This is a genomic window from Pseudogemmobacter blasticus (assembly GCF_003071405.1).
Taxonomy (GTDB): Bacteria; Pseudomonadota; Alphaproteobacteria; order Rhodobacterales; family Rhodobacteraceae; genus Pseudogemmobacter; species Pseudogemmobacter blasticus.
On sequence record NZ_CP020470.1, the window covers coordinates 204,249 to 217,012 of the forward strand.

Consider the following 12,764-nt stretch of genomic DNA (forward strand, 5'->3'; position numbering starts at 1 on the left):
CGCCGTTTTGCGGCCCCCGGCGGGAACCGGCCCCGGTTCCGCAGGGTCGGTTGCGCGGGAAAAGGGGGGCGTGTATCACCCCGCAAGAACAGGTCTTGCTTCGGAGGAATTGGATGCGCCGGGTTGTCGTCACGGGTCTGGGCATGGTCACACCGCTGGCCTGCGGGGTGGAAGAGACCTGGAAGCGCCTTGTCGCCGGCCAGTCCGGGGCGGGGCCGATCACGCGGTTCGATGCCTCGAACGTGGTGACGCAATACGCCTGCGAAATTCCCTATGGCGATGGCAGCGACGGCACCTTCAACCCCGATGACTGGATGGAGCCGAAGGACCGCCGCAAGGTGGACGATTTCATCCTGTACGGCCTTGCCGCCGCCACGCAGGCGGTCCGCGATGCCGGCTGGCAGCCCGAGGATGAAGAGGGCCGTCTGCGGACCGGGGTGATGATCGGGTCGGGCATCGGCGGGCTGACGACGATTGCCGAGACGGCGATCCTGATCAAGGAGAAGGGTCCGAAGCGGGTGTCGCCCTTCTTCATTCCGGGCAGCCTGATCAACCTGGTCTCGGGGCAGGTGTCCATCCGCTTCGGCTTCAAGGGGCCGAACCATGCGGTGGTGACGGCCTGTTCGACCGGCGCCCATGCCATTGGCGATGCGGCGCGGCTGATCATGCTGGGGGATGCCGATGTGATGGTGGCCGGGGGCGCCGAGGCGCCGATCAGCGAGATCGGCATCGCGGGCTTCAACGCCTGCAAGGCGCTGTCCACCAAGCGCGCGCATGAGCCGGAAAAGGCCAGCCGCCCCTATGATGCCGACCGTGACGGGTTTGTCATGGGCGAAGGGGCGGGCATCGTGGTGCTGGAGGAATACGAACACGCCAAGGCGCGCGGCGCGAAGATCTATGCCGAGGTGCTGGGCTATGGCCTGTCGGGCGATGCCTATCACATCACCGCCCCGTCCGAGGACGGCGACGGCGGCTATCGCAGTATGCAGGCCGCGCTGGCGCGGGCCGGGTTGCAGCCGTCTGACATCGACTACATCAACGCCCATGGCACCAGCACCATGGCCGACACCATCGAACTGGGCGCGGTCGAGCGGCTGATGGGCGAGGCGGCGGCCAAGGCCACCATGTCTTCGACCAAATCCAGCATCGGCCACCTTCTGGGCGCGGCGGGCGCGGTCGAGGCGATCTTCTGCATCCTGGCGATCCGTGACCAGATTGCCCCGCCGACGATCAACCTGGACAACCCGGCGGTGACGCCCAAGCTGGACCTGGCGCCGAACAAGGCGGTCAAGCGCAAGATTGACGTGGCCCTGTCCAACAGCTTCGGCTTTGGCGGCACCAATGCCAGCGTGATCCTGGGCAAGGTGCGCTGAGGGATGTGGCGCTCCATCGCCTCGAACGCGCTGACGCTGTTCTTCGTGCTGCTGATTGCAGCGGCGGCGCTGGTGGCCTGGGGCCGCAACGAATTTGTGACGCCGGGGCCGCTGGCCGATGCGATCTGCGTTCAGGTGGAGCGCGGGGCCTCGCTGGCGGCGGTCAGCCGCAACCTTGAGGAACGTGGCGCGGTCAGCGATGCACGGATCTTCCGCATCGGGGCGGAATATGCCGAAAAGTCGAAAGACCTGAAGTTCGGCTCGTATCTGATCAAGCCGGGCGCTTCGATGTCGGACGTGCTGGCGGCGATCACCGCGGGCGGGCAATCGACCTGCGGGCAGGAGATCAACTTCCGTATCGGGGTGACCACGGCGGATGTGATCCTGCGCGAGCTGGACCCGGCGACCAATGCCTTTGTCGAGGTGGTGAAGTTCAGCCCCGGCGCCGGGGAGGTGCCGGCGGAATATGCAAAGGCGCTGGAAAGCCCGGACATGCGTTATCGCGTCACCCTGGCCGAAGGCGTGACAAGCTGGCAGGTGGTGCAGGAGCTGAAGCAGGCCGATTTCCTGAGCGGCGACATTGCCGATGTGCCGGCAGAGGGGGCCTTGGCTCCGGATTCCTATGATGTAGACAAGGGTGGCGACCGGGTGGCGCTGATTGCCCGGATGACCGAGGCGCAAGGCAAGCTGCTGACCCAGCTTTGGCCGACCCGCTCGGCCGATCTGCCCTATGACACGGTGGAAGAGGCGCTGATTATGGCCTCGATCGTGGAGAAGGAAACCGGAATCGCGGCCGAGCGCCGGACGGTGGCCAGCGTCTTCATCAACCGGCTGGAGCAGGGGATGCGGCTGCAGACCGACCCGACGGTGATCTATGGCGTGACCGGCGGCAAGGGCGCCTTGGGCCGGGGGCTGCGCCAAAGCGAGTTGCGGCGCGCGACGCCCTACAACACCTATGTCATCGACGGGCTGCCGCCGACCCCGATCGCCAACCCGGGGCGGGCCTCGATCGAGGCGGCGCTGAACCCCGAGAAGACGGAGTATCTGTTCTTCGTGGCCGATGGCACGGGCGGGCATGTCTTCGCCAAGACGCTGGAAGAGCATAACCGCAACGTCGAGAAGTGGCGCAAGATCGAGGCCGAGCGCGCGGCGCAGGGCCAGCCCGAGAGCGGGGGCAGCGACTGAGGGCGGGGCGAGGTTAACGAAAGGTTAACGCACAGATCGCCCAAGCATCTGATATTGCTGTGTTTTCATCTTGACTTGGCGTGCGGTCCGATGTAGACCTTGCGGCATGATGGTAGAGGTGTCGGAAGCGGCCGGGGGCAACCCCGTGCCGCTTTTTCGTTGCGGTCATGCAGGGGGCGGCATGGGAAAGGCGGGCGGGATAACCGATGACGATCAGGTTCAGCGACGGCGAGGCGGAACCGGACGAGGGCCTGCGGCTGACGGAAGAGCTGTTCCGCATCGCGGTGGGCGATCTGAATGCGGCGCTGACGGCGATCCGCGACGGCCAGTTCGAGGCGGCGAAGGCCGGCAAGGCCGCGGTCCGCGATCTGGTGGACATGAGCAAACAGGTCCTGGAGGGACGCAGGAATGTCGAGAAACTCCGCAAGCAGATCGCCGGGGATGTCGGAGCCCGGGGCGAGCTGGACCTCGACGCCGCACGCGATGAAATCGGGCGCCGTCTGGCTTGCCTCCGCGACGCAAGAGGAGATTGACGGCTTTCTGGCGGGGCTGAGCGAGAACGCCCTGCTGGCGCTGCCCTGGATCTTTGAATTCTGGGCGCTGCCGCATCAGGTGCCGCCGGCCGGGGCCTGGAAGACCTGGGTCGTCATGGGTGGGCGCGGGGCGGGCAAGACGCGGGCCGGATCGGAATGGGTGCGGTCGATGGTCGAAGGCGGCACGCCGCTGGCGGCGGGGCGGGCGTCGCGGCTGGCGCTGGTGGCCGAGACGGTGGACCAGGCGCGCGAGGTGATGGTGATGGGCGACAGCGGCATCCTGGCCTGTTCGCCGCCCGACCGGCGGCCGGAGTGGGTGGCGGGGCGCAAGACTCTGGTCTGGCCGAACGGGGCGGAGGCGCAGGTGTTTTCGGCGCATGACCCTGAATCCTTGCGCGGCCCGCAGTTCGATGCGGCCTGGGCGGATGAGCTGGCGAAGTGGTCGAAGGGGCGCGAGGCCTGGGACCAGCTTCAGTTCGCCTTGCGGCTGGGCCGCAACCCGCAGCAGGTGGTGACGACCACGCCGCGCAATGTCGATGTGCTGAAGGCGATCCTGAAGAACCCGTCCACCGTGATCACCCATGCCCCGACCGAGGCGAACCGCGCCTGGCTGGCCGAGAGTTTCCTGGCCGAGGTGCAGGCGCGCTATGCCGGCACCAGCCTGGGCCGGCAGGAGCTGGAGGGGGTGCTGGTGGAAGAGGCCGAGGGGGCGCTGTGGACGCCGGCGATGATCGCGGCGGCGCAGGCGGCGCCGGAGGTGCGGCCAAGCCGGGTTGTGGTGGCGGTGGACCCGCCGGTAACCGCGACCAAGGCCAGCGACGAATGTGGCATCGTGGTGGTGGGCGCCGATCTGCGCGGCCCGCCGGCCGCATGGCGGGCGGTTGTGCTGGCCGACCGCAGCGTGAAGGGCGCCTCGCCCGATGGCTGGGCGCGGGCCGCGCTGGCCGCGCTGGAGGAGTTCGGGGCCGAGCGGCTGGTGGTCGAGGTCAACCAGGGGGGCGATCTGGTGGCGCAGGTGGTGCGGCAGAGCGATCCGCTGGCGCCGATCCGCGAGGTGCGGGCGATGCGGGGCAAGATGCTGCGCGCCGAGCCGGTGGCGGCGCTGTATGAGCAGGGCCGGGTGGCGCATGTCCGGGGCCTGCAGGCGCTGGAGGGGCAGATGATGAAGATGGCGCGGACGGGATGGGAGGGCTCTGGCAGCCCGGACCGGCTGGATGCGCTGGTCTGGGCGCTGACCGAGCTGATGGTCGATCCGACGGGCCGGATCGGCCGGCCGGCGGTGCGAACGATCTGAGGGCCGGGGCCCTTGGCGGACCCCGGGGCGCTGCCCCGGACCCCGGGATATTTCTGGACAGATGAAATGGCAGGTTCGTCGGCCCGGGCGGGGCGGCGGGGGTGCTGTCATGCGACGAAAGGAGCGACCGAGGTGTTCGATTTCCTGAAACGGGCCGGGCAGGCGGAGCCTGCCGCGATGCCGGAGAAGAAGGCCAGCGCCACCGGGCGGGTGATCGCCTGGGCCGGGTCGGGCCGTGTGGCCTGGAGCCCGCGCGATGCGGTGTCGCTGGCGAAGGCGGGGTTTCAGGGCAATCCCATCGGGTTCCGGGCGGTGCGGCTTATTGCCGAGGCGGCGGCGGCCTTGCCGGTGCTGTGCCAGGATGCCGAGCGGCGGTTCGACCAACATCCGCTGCTGGCGCTGCTGGCGCGCCCGAATGGCGGGCAGGGCCGGGCCGAACTGATGGAGGCGGTGTTCGGGCATCTGCTCTTGTCGGGCAACGCCTATGTCGAGGCGGTGCCGGGGCCTTCGGCGATGCCGGGCGAGCTGCATGTGTTGCGCAGCGACCGGATGGCGCTGGTGCCGGGACCGGATGGCTGGCCGGTGGCCTATGATTATGCCGTGGGGGGCAGGACGCACCGCTTTGCGGTGAGCGAGGGGCAGAGCCCGATCTGCCACATCCGCAGCTTTCACCCGCAGGATGACCATTACGGGCTGTCGCCCCTGCAGGCGGCGGCGGTGGCGATCGACGTGCACAACAGCGCCAGTGCCTGGTCAAAGGCGCTGCTGGACAATGCCGCGCGGCCTTCGGGGGCGATTGTCTACAAGGGCACGGATGGCGGGTCTGTGCTGACGCCGGACCAGTATGACCGGCTGGTCAGCGAGATGGAGGCGCATCATCAGGGCGCGCGCAATGCCGGGCGGCCGATGCTGCTGGAGGGCGGTCTGGACTGGAAGCCGATGGGGTTCAGCCCCAGCGACATGGAGTTCCACGAGACCAAGCAGGCGGCGGCGCGGGAAATCGCCATCGCCTTCGGCGTGCCGCCGATGCTGATGGGGATTCCGGGCGACGCCACCTATGCCAATTATCAGGAGGCGAACCGCGCCTTCTATCGGCTGACCGTGCTGCCGCTGGCGCAGCGGGTGCTGGCGGCGCTGTCGCACTGGCTGGCCGGGTTCACCGGCGAGACGGTGGAGCTGCGGCCGGATCTGGACCAGATCCCGGCGCTGGCCATCGAGCGCGACCAGCAATGGACCCGCGTGGGGGCGGCCGATTTCCTGACCGTGGCCGAGAAGCGGGCCCTGCTGGGGCTGCCGCGATTGCCGGAGGCGGAATGAACCTGCGCAAGGAAGGCGCGGGGTCGCGCTTCCTGTTCGACAGTTTCGATGCGGCGCAGGCCCGGATCGAGGCCAATGAACGGGTGATGGAGGAGCGGTGGTCGGCGCTGGATTACCGGCTGGCGCAGATCGACGCCGCGCTGGAACGGCTGGAGCGGCGCATCTGGCTGGGGGTTTACGGGGTCGCGGCCTTTCTGCTGACGCAGGGGGCCGAGGCGCTGATCAGGGCAGCAATGAGGTGAGGCGATGAACGGCGGATATGGCGCCCCGGAGCGGAAATTCCACCGTCCCGAGGCGGGATTGACGGTGACGGAGGGGCATGTCGTGACGGGCTATGCCTCCATTTTCGGCCTGCGCGACCAGGGCGGGGATGTGGTGGCGCAGGGGGCTTATGCCGCGTCGTTGAAACGGCTGGGGGCGGCGGGCGGGCGGGTCAAGATGCTGTGGCAGCATGATCCGGGCCAGCCCATCGGCGTGTGGGACGAGGTGCGGGAGGATGCCACCGGCCTGCGGGTGAAGGGGCGCCTGTTGACCGAGATCGGCAAGGGCCGCGAAGTGGCGGCCCTGCTGGCGGCGGGGGCGATCGACGGGCTGTCGATCGGCTATCGCACCGTCCGGGCGGAACGCGACGGCAAGGGACAGCGCCTGTTGCAGGAGCTGGACCTGTGGGAAGTGTCGCTGGTGACCTTTCCGATGCTGCCGCAGGCGCGGGTGGCGGCGAAATCCGACGATCTGTCGGGCCTTTTCCACGAGTTGGCCGGTGTCTTTGACGAGGCGCGCCGGAGCCTGGCCGGGCGCTGAGCGCGTCCGGAACTGAAGCTGAACAGAAGGGATCGAAGGATGACCGAGAGAGAGTCTCGGGCCGGGGAAGCCATGCCCCAGGCCCATTCGCCGGCCGCGGAGGTGAAAACCGCGATGTCCGGCTTCCTGAAGGAATTCAACAGCTTTCAGGGTGACGTGAAGAAAGCGCTGCAACATCAGGAAGAGCGACTGACCATGCTGGATCGGAAAACGATGACCTACGGACGCCCGGCCCTTTCGACCGCGGTGGAGCTGGACGTTCCGCACAAGAAGGCGTTCAACGCCTATCTGCGGACCGGCGACGATGACGGGCTGCGCGGCCTGGTGCTGGATGGCAAGGCCATGTCCGGCGCGGTGGCCGCGGATGGCGGCTATCTGGTCGATCCGCAGACGGCGGACAGCATCCGGTCGATGCTGGTGTCCACCTCGTCGCTGCGGGCGGTGGCCAATGTCGTGCAGGTCGAGGCGACCTCGTTCGACGTGCTGATCGACCGCAGCGAAGTGGGGTCGGGCTGGGCGACGGAAAGCGGCGCGGCGGCGGAAACGGCGACGCCGACCATCGAGCGCATCTCGATCCGGCTGCATGAGCTGAGCGCGATGCCGAAGGCCAGCCAGCGCCTGCTGGATGACAGCGCCTTTGACGTGGAAGGCTGGTTGGCCGGCAAGATCGCCACGCGCTTCATCCGCGCCGAGGCGGCGGCCTTCATCAGCGGCGATGGCGTGGACAAGCCGAAGGGGATTCTGCTGCCGGGCAAGGTGGCGAATGCAAGCTGGGCCTGGGGCAGCCTGGGCTATGTGCCCACCGGGGCGGCGGCGGATTTCGCCACCACCAATGCCAGCGACTGCATCGTGAACCTGGTCTATGCCCTGGGCGCGGATTATCGCGCGAACGGCACCTTCCTGATGAACTCCAAGACCGCCGGCGCGGTGCGGAAGATGAAGGATGCCGACGGCCGCTTCATGTGGGGCGACAGCCTGCAGGCGGGCGAACCCGCGCGGCTGATGGGCTATCCGGTGCTGATCTGCGAGGACATGCCGGATGTCGCGGCGAACAGCTATCCGATTGCCTTCGGTGATTTCGCCGCTGGCTATACGGTGGCTGAACGCCCCGACCTGCGCATCCTGCGCGATCCGTTCAGCGCCAAGCCGCATGTGCTGTTCTATGCCAGCAAGCGCGTGGGGGGCGATGTCACCGACTATGCCGCGATCAAGCTGCTGAAAGTAGCCGTTTCGTAAGGCGGCGGCCCGGCGCGGGGCGCGCGCAGGGTCGCGCGTCCCGCGCCGGTTTCAGTTCATCGGCGGGATCGGGGGAAAGACATGATGTTGACCGAAGTGACGGCGGTGCCGGGGGCGGCCCTGCCGGTCGAGGCCTTGAAGGAGCATCTGCGGCTGGGCAGCGGGTTTGCGCTGGCGCCGGCGCAGGACGGGCTTCTGGAAAGCCATCTTCGCGCCGCGATCTCGGTCATCGAGGGGCGGACGGCCAAGGCGCTGCTGGAACGGCGCTTCGAATGGGCCTTGGCCGGGTGGCGCGATCCGGTTGAGCAGGCGCTTCCGCTGGGGCCGGTGGCGCGGATCGCGGCGGTGACGCTGGTGGCGGCGGACGGCGGGCAGACGGTGGTTTCGCCGGACAGCTATCGGCTGGAGGTCGATCTGCACCGGCCCCGGCTGGTTGCCGCCGGAATGGCGCTGCCGGTGATCCCGACCGGGGGGCGGGGCGTGATCGCCTTTGATGCCGGGTTCGGCCTGGGCTGGACGGAGGTGCCCGCCGATCTGCGGCAGGCGGTGCTGCTGCTGGCGGCCGAGTTCTACGAGCATCGTCATGATGATGGTAGCGGGCAGGCCGGGCTGCCGTTTGCCGTTGCCACGCTGATCGAACGCTGGCGGGCGGTCAGACTCCTGGGTGGAAGGGGGCGGAGATGAAGGTGCCGCACCTGAACCGCGCGCTGGTTCTGGAGGGCGCCGAGCGCGTGGCCGACGGGGCGGGCGGCTTTGCCACGGTCTGGCAGCCGGTGGCCACGCTTTGGGCCGAGGTGGTGGCCGGGGCGGGGCGCGATCCAGCTGGCGAAGAGGTGGTGCTGAGTTCGGTTGCCTGCCGCATCACGGTGCGGGCGGCCTTGCCAGGCGCGCCGAACCGGCCGCGCCCGGACCAGAGGTTCCGCGAAGGCAGCCGGATCTTCACCATTCTGGCGGTGGCCGAGCGTGATCCGGCCGGGCGCTGGCTGACCTGCCATTGCCGGGAGGAGGCCCCGAAATGAGCTATGGTGCAGCGGCCGCCTTGCAGGCGGCGGTGTTTCAGGCGCTGAGCGATGCCCCGGCCCTGGCCGGGGTGGCGATCCATGACGCGGTGCCGCCGTCGCCGGCGGGCACCTTCGTGCTGCTGGGGCCGGAGGAAGTGCGCGACGCCAGCGACCAGACCGGACCCGGCGCCGAACATGTGCTGGCGGTCAGCGTGATCAGCGACGGCACCGGCTTTCTGGCGGCAAAGACCATTGCCGGCGCGATCAGCGATACGCTGGCGGGCGCGGTGCTGGCCCTGGCCCGGGGGCGGCTGGTGAACCTGACGTTTCAACGCGCCACGGCGCGGCGGATTGACGAAGGCGCGGTGCGCCGGATCGACCTGACCTTCCGCGCCCGGATCGAGCTTTGACGGCGCACGCCAAGACAACAACCTTTTCAAGGAGATGACCATGGCTGTTCAGGCCGGAAAAGACCTGCTGATCAAGATCGACCAGACCGGAGACGGGCAGTTTGAAACCATCGCCGGCCTGCGCGCAACGCGGCTGAGTTTCAATGCCGAGACGGTGGAGGTGACCAGTCTGGAGTCGCAAGGTGGCTGGCGCGAATTGCTGGCCGGTGCGGGGGTGAAGTCGGCGGTCATTTCGGGGTCGGGGGTGTTTCGCGAAGCGAATACCGATGAGCGGGCGCGGCAGGTGTTCTTCTCGGGCGAGATTCCGGGGTTTCAGGTGATCATCCCCGGCTTCGGCATCGTCGAGGGGCCATTCCAGATTACCGCGCTGGAATATGCCGGCAGCCATAATGGCGAGGCGACCTATGAGGTCGCGCTTGCCTCGGCCGGTTTGCTGACGTTCACGGCGCTCTGATGGCGAACCCCTGGGCGGGAGAGGTCGAGATCGTTCTCGACGGCAAGCCGCATGTGGCGCGGCTGACGCTGGGCGCCCTGGCAGAGCTGGAGGCCGGATTGGCGGCGGAGTCGCTGCTGGATCTGGTCGCGCGGTTCGAGGGCGGGCGGTTTTCGTCGCGCGACGTGCTGGCACTGGTGGTGGCGGGGCTGCGGGGCGGCGGCTGGCCCGGCACGGCGGCCGATCTGATGACGGCCGAGATCGGCGGGGGGCCGGTGGCGGCGGCACGCGCGGCGGCGGAACTGCTGGCGCGCGCCTTTGCCTTGCCCGAGGCGGGATGATGACCGGCCTGGATTGGCCCGGCCTGATGCGGGCGGGGTTGAACGGGCTGGGGCTTGAGCCCGCGGTGTTCTGGCGCCTGACGCCGGTGGAGCTGCGGATCATGCTGGGCATCGAGCAGGGCGCGGCCCCGCTGACACGGGCGCGGCTGGCCGAACTGGCCGCCGCCTTTCCGGACGTGACCAAGGGAGCAGGGAATGGAGCGGATTGATCTGCTGACCGACCAACTGGCGGCGCTGGATGCCCAGCTTGGCAGCTCGGCAGCGGTGGTGGCCGTCTTTGACGGCGAACTGGCCCGGATGCGGGAAACCGCGGTCTTCACCAATCGCGAGGTGAGCACGCTGTCATCCGGCCTGTCGGGCGGGTTGCGGCGGGCCTTCGACGGGCTGGTGTTTGACGGGATGAAACTGTCGGACGCCTTGCAAAACGTGGCGAAGACCATGGTCGACACGATCTACGCCATCGCGATGAAGCCGGTCACCAACGCCTTTGGCGGGGCGCTGGCGCAAGGGGTCAGCGCGGTGATGGGCGGGCTGATGCCCTTTGAAAAGGGCGGCAGCTTTTCGCAGGGGCGCGTGATGCCGTTTGCGCAGGGCGGGATTGTCGCCTCGCCCGTCAGCTTTGCCATGCGGGGCGGGCGCGGGCTGATGGGCGAGGCCGGTCCCGAGGCGATCATGCCGCTGACGCGCGGGGCGGACGGGCGGCTGGGTGTGCAGGCCGCCGGCGGCGGGCGGCCTGTTACAGTGGTGATGAACATCACCACGCCCGATGTGCGCGGCTTCGAACGCAGCCAATCCCAGGTCGCGGCGCAGGTGGGCCGCGCGCTGGCCCGCGGTCAACGCAACAGGTGAGAAGAATGGCATTCCACGACATCCGTTTCCCGGCCAACCTGAGCTTCGGTTCGGTCGGCGGCCCCGAGCGGCGCACCGAGATCGTGACGCTGCAGAACGGGCATGAAGAGCGCAACACGCCCTGGGCCCACAGCCGCCGCCGCTATGACGCGGGTCTTGGGCTGCGGTCGCTGGATGACATCGGGACGCTGATCGCGTTTTTCGAGGCACGGTCCGGGCAGTTGCACGGGTTCCGCTGGAAGGACTGGGCGGATTACAGGTCTGGCCCGGCCACGCGGGCGGTCAGTTGCGACGATCAGGAGATCGGGGTGGGCGACGGGCTGGCGGAGGTGTTCCAACTGGTCAAGACCTATCGGTCGGGCGCGGAAAGCTATGCCCGTCCGGTTCGCAAGCCGGTTGCGGGATCGGTTCTGGTGGCGGTCGCAGGCGACCCCAAGGTCGAGGGGCTGGAGTTCACGGTTGACCCTGCCTCGGGCGAAATCCGCTTTGCCACCGCGCCGCCGCTTGGCGCCCGGATCACCGCCGGGTTCGAGTTTGACGTGCCGGTCCGCTTCGACACCGACCGCATCCAGGTTTCGGTGGCGTCGTTTCAGGCGGGCGATGTGCCCAGCGTTCCCGTGGTGGAGGTGCGGCAATGACGGCGGCGGCGCTTGACCTGCATCTGCAGGGCGGCACGACCACGGTTTGCCGCGCCTGGGTGCTGCGGCGGCGGGACGGGATGGTGCTGGGGTTCACAGATCACGATCAGCCGCTGACGATCGACGGGATCGTCTGCAAGGCCGACACCGGGCTGAACGCCCGGGCCTTGCAGCAGGCGACGGGCCTGTCGGTCGACAACAGCGAGGCGGTGGGCGCGTTGTCGGATGACGCCATCTGCGAGGCCGATCTGTCGGCGGGGCGTTTCGACGGGGCGGAGGTGCGGGTCTGGCTGGTCAACTGGGCGCGGCCAGAGGAGCGGGCCGACCTGTTCCGGGGCACCCTGGGCGAAGTGCTGCGCAAGGGGGCCGAGTTCCGGGCCGAGTTGCGGGGGCTGACCGAGCCGCTGAACCAGGTCACGGGTCTGGCCTATACCCGGACCTGCAACGCCGTTCTGGGAGACGGGCGCTGCGGCTTTGATCTGTCGCTGCCGGGGTATTTCGCGGAATGGGAGGTGGGCACGCTGGACCGGGACCAGCGGGTGCTGGAGTTTCCGGGCGCGGCCGGCTTTGACCCGCGGTGGTTCGAGGGGGGGCGGCTGGATGTCCTGACCGGACAGGCCGCGGGTCTTTGGGGGATGATCCGGGGCGACCGCCAGAATGGCCGCGCGCGGCAGATCGAGCTGTGGCAGTCGATCCGCGCGCCGCTGGCTGCGGGGGACCGGGTCCGGCTGACCGCTGGCTGTGACAAGCGGGCGGCCACCTGCCGCGCCAAATTCGCCAATTTTCTGAACTTTCGCGGCTTTCCGCATATTCCCGGCGAGGACTGGCTGACCGCCTATCCGCGCCCCGGCCAGCCGGCCGACGGGGGCAGTCGGACCGTGCGTGACCTTCTGGGCGAGATCAAGGGATGACGGCAGGAGAACGGGCCGCCGCCGAAGCCCGGCTCTGGCTTGGCACGCCCTATGTCCATCAGGCCAGCACGCGCGGCGCGGGGTCGGATTGCCTTGGCCTGATCCGCGGCATCTGGCGCGCGCTTTACGGCGCCGAGCCCTGCCTTGTGCCGGCCTACAGGCCCGATTGGGCCGAGGCGGACCGCCGCGAAACGCTGTTGGCTGCGGCGCGGGTCTGGCTGGTGGAGAAGGACGGCGCAAGCGCCGCCGTGGGCGATGTCCTGCTGTTCCGGGTTTGTGACCGGGGGCCGGCCAGGCATCTGGGCGTGCAGTCGGCGCTTGGGCCGGTGCCACGGTTCATTCACGCCTACAGCGGACATGATGTGACCGAAAGTGCGCTGAGCGCACCCTGGGCGCGCCGGATCGCGGCCCGCTTTGCCTTTCCCGAAGGAGACAACTGACC

General features: G+C 68.8%; 18 protein-coding genes. All 18 read left to right on the forward strand.

Going from position 1 to position 12,764, the window contains the following annotated elements:
- Nucleotides 1–113 precede the first annotated feature (113 nt).
- The gene (fabF, locus tag B6K69_RS00970; RefSeq protein WP_108642456.1) at nt 114–1,373 is read left to right on the forward strand and encodes a beta-ketoacyl-ACP synthase II; all 1,260 of its coding nucleotides are present in this window, start codon (nt 114–116) and stop codon (nt 1,371–1,373) included.
- 3 nt (nt 1,374–1,376) lie between these two features.
- On the forward strand, nt 1,377–2,558 hold the full coding sequence (gene mltG / locus B6K69_RS00975) for an endolytic transglycosylase MltG (protein WP_108642457.1): 1,182 nt from the start codon (nt 1,377–1,379) through the stop codon (nt 2,556–2,558).
- A 206-nt stretch (nt 2,559–2,764) separates the two neighbouring features.
- A complete protein-coding gene (locus B6K69_RS00980) occupies nt 2,765–3,091 on the forward strand; it encodes a hypothetical protein (RefSeq protein WP_107673080.1) in 327 nt (108 codons plus the stop codon).
- Entirely contained in the window at nt 3,042–4,385 is a 1,344-nt protein-coding gene (locus tag B6K69_RS00985) for a DNA-packaging protein (protein WP_164681854.1), read from the forward strand. The genes B6K69_RS00980 and B6K69_RS00985 overlap by 50 nt, the downstream gene beginning before the upstream one ends.
- A gap of 132 nt (nt 4,386–4,517) precedes the next feature.
- Nucleotides 4,518–5,702: a phage portal protein gene (locus B6K69_RS00990; protein WP_418260151.1), complete on the forward strand. Its 1,185-nt coding sequence runs from the start codon at nt 4,518–4,520 to the stop codon at nt 5,700–5,702.
- Nucleotides 5,699–5,944, forward strand: a complete 246-nt coding sequence (locus B6K69_RS00995; protein ID WP_107673082.1) for a GTA head formation protein, RCAP_rcc01685 family — start codon at nt 5,699–5,701, stop codon at nt 5,942–5,944. The genes B6K69_RS00990 and B6K69_RS00995 overlap by 4 nt, the downstream gene beginning before the upstream one ends.
- A gap of 4 nt (nt 5,945–5,948) precedes the next feature.
- Nucleotides 5,949–6,503 (forward strand): HK97 family phage prohead protease, encoded by a 555-nt coding sequence (locus B6K69_RS01000; protein WP_107673083.1) that lies wholly within the window; start codon nt 5,949–5,951, stop codon nt 6,501–6,503.
- A 39-nt stretch (nt 6,504–6,542) separates the two neighbouring features.
- Nucleotides 6,543–7,739, forward strand: a complete 1,197-nt coding sequence (locus B6K69_RS01005; RefSeq protein ID WP_108642459.1) for a phage major capsid protein — start codon at nt 6,543–6,545, stop codon at nt 7,737–7,739.
- Nucleotides 7,740–7,820: 81 nt separating this feature from the next.
- Nucleotides 7,821–8,423 carry a head-tail connector protein gene (locus B6K69_RS01010; RefSeq protein WP_108642460.1) on the forward strand — a complete coding sequence of 201 codons (603 nt, stop codon included), beginning with the start codon at nt 7,821–7,823 and terminating at the stop codon, nt 8,421–8,423.
- Nucleotides 8,420–8,758 (forward strand): head-tail adaptor protein, encoded by a 339-nt coding sequence (locus tag B6K69_RS01015; protein WP_107673086.1) that lies wholly within the window; start codon nt 8,420–8,422, stop codon nt 8,756–8,758. The genes B6K69_RS01010 and B6K69_RS01015 overlap by 4 nt, the downstream gene beginning before the upstream one ends.
- The gene (locus B6K69_RS01020; protein WP_108642461.1) at nt 8,755–9,150 is read left to right on the forward strand and encodes a DUF3168 domain-containing protein; all 396 of its coding nucleotides are present in this window, start codon (nt 8,755–8,757) and stop codon (nt 9,148–9,150) included. Before B6K69_RS01015 ends, B6K69_RS01020 begins: the two co-directional genes overlap by 4 nt.
- A gap of 40 nt (nt 9,151–9,190) precedes the next feature.
- On the forward strand, nt 9,191–9,604 hold the full coding sequence (locus B6K69_RS01025) for a phage major tail protein, TP901-1 family (RefSeq protein WP_108644713.1): 414 nt from the start codon (nt 9,191–9,193) through the stop codon (nt 9,602–9,604).
- The gene (locus B6K69_RS01030; protein ID WP_108642462.1) at nt 9,604–9,924 is read left to right on the forward strand and encodes a gene transfer agent family protein; all 321 of its coding nucleotides are present in this window, start codon (nt 9,604–9,606) and stop codon (nt 9,922–9,924) included. The genes B6K69_RS01025 and B6K69_RS01030 overlap by 1 nt, the downstream gene beginning before the upstream one ends.
- Nucleotides 9,924–10,133 (forward strand): rcc01693 family protein, encoded by a 210-nt coding sequence (locus B6K69_RS01035; protein WP_108644714.1) that lies wholly within the window; start codon nt 9,924–9,926, stop codon nt 10,131–10,133. The genes B6K69_RS01030 and B6K69_RS01035 overlap by 1 nt, the downstream gene beginning before the upstream one ends.
- Nucleotides 10,120–10,773: a phage tail tape measure protein gene (locus tag B6K69_RS01040; protein WP_108642463.1), complete on the forward strand. Its 654-nt coding sequence runs from the start codon at nt 10,120–10,122 to the stop codon at nt 10,771–10,773. Before B6K69_RS01035 ends, B6K69_RS01040 begins: the two co-directional genes overlap by 14 nt.
- 5 nt (nt 10,774–10,778) lie before the next feature.
- Nucleotides 10,779–11,411 (forward strand): DUF2460 domain-containing protein, encoded by a 633-nt coding sequence (locus B6K69_RS01045; protein WP_108642464.1) that lies wholly within the window; start codon nt 10,779–10,781, stop codon nt 11,409–11,411.
- Entirely contained in the window at nt 11,408–12,322 is a 915-nt protein-coding gene (locus B6K69_RS01050) for a DUF2163 domain-containing protein (protein WP_108642465.1), read from the forward strand. The genes B6K69_RS01045 and B6K69_RS01050 overlap by 4 nt, the downstream gene beginning before the upstream one ends.
- Nucleotides 12,319–12,762 (forward strand): C40 family peptidase, encoded by a 444-nt coding sequence (locus B6K69_RS01055; protein ID WP_108642466.1) that lies wholly within the window; start codon nt 12,319–12,321, stop codon nt 12,760–12,762. Before B6K69_RS01050 ends, B6K69_RS01055 begins: the two co-directional genes overlap by 4 nt.
- Nucleotides 12,763–12,764 lie beyond the last annotated feature (2 nt).

Coding starts and splice junctions, on each gene's coding strand:
- fabF (WP_108642456.1), top strand. CDS start 114: ATGCGCCGGGTTGTCGTCACGGGTCTGGGCATGGTCACACCGCTGGCC.
- mltG (WP_108642457.1), top strand. CDS start 1,377: ATGTGGCGCTCCATCGCCTCGAACGCGCTGACGCTGTTCTTCGTGCTG.
- B6K69_RS00980 (WP_107673080.1), top strand. CDS start 2,765: ATGACGATCAGGTTCAGCGACGGCGAGGCGGAACCGGACGAGGGCCTG.
- B6K69_RS00985 (WP_164681854.1), top strand. CDS start 3,042: ATGAAATCGGGCGCCGTCTGGCTTGCCTCCGCGACGCAAGAGGAGATT.
- B6K69_RS00995 (WP_107673082.1), top strand. CDS start 5,699: ATGAACCTGCGCAAGGAAGGCGCGGGGTCGCGCTTCCTGTTCGACAGT.
- B6K69_RS01000 (WP_107673083.1), top strand. CDS start 5,949: ATGAACGGCGGATATGGCGCCCCGGAGCGGAAATTCCACCGTCCCGAG.
- B6K69_RS01005 (WP_108642459.1), top strand. CDS start 6,543: ATGACCGAGAGAGAGTCTCGGGCCGGGGAAGCCATGCCCCAGGCCCAT.
- B6K69_RS01010 (WP_108642460.1), top strand. CDS start 7,821: ATGATGTTGACCGAAGTGACGGCGGTGCCGGGGGCGGCCCTGCCGGTC.
- B6K69_RS01015 (WP_107673086.1), top strand. CDS start 8,420: ATGAAGGTGCCGCACCTGAACCGCGCGCTGGTTCTGGAGGGCGCCGAG.
- B6K69_RS01020 (WP_108642461.1), top strand. CDS start 8,755: ATGAGCTATGGTGCAGCGGCCGCCTTGCAGGCGGCGGTGTTTCAGGCG.
- B6K69_RS01025 (WP_108644713.1), top strand. CDS start 9,191: ATGGCTGTTCAGGCCGGAAAAGACCTGCTGATCAAGATCGACCAGACC.
- B6K69_RS01030 (WP_108642462.1), top strand. CDS start 9,604: ATGGCGAACCCCTGGGCGGGAGAGGTCGAGATCGTTCTCGACGGCAAG.
- B6K69_RS01035 (WP_108644714.1), top strand. CDS start 9,924: ATGACCGGCCTGGATTGGCCCGGCCTGATGCGGGCGGGGTTGAACGGG.
- B6K69_RS01040 (WP_108642463.1), top strand. CDS start 10,120: ATGGAGCGGATTGATCTGCTGACCGACCAACTGGCGGCGCTGGATGCC.
- B6K69_RS01045 (WP_108642464.1), top strand. CDS start 10,779: ATGGCATTCCACGACATCCGTTTCCCGGCCAACCTGAGCTTCGGTTCG.
- B6K69_RS01050 (WP_108642465.1), top strand. CDS start 11,408: ATGACGGCGGCGGCGCTTGACCTGCATCTGCAGGGCGGCACGACCACG.
- B6K69_RS01055 (WP_108642466.1), top strand. CDS start 12,319: ATGACGGCAGGAGAACGGGCCGCCGCCGAAGCCCGGCTCTGGCTTGGC.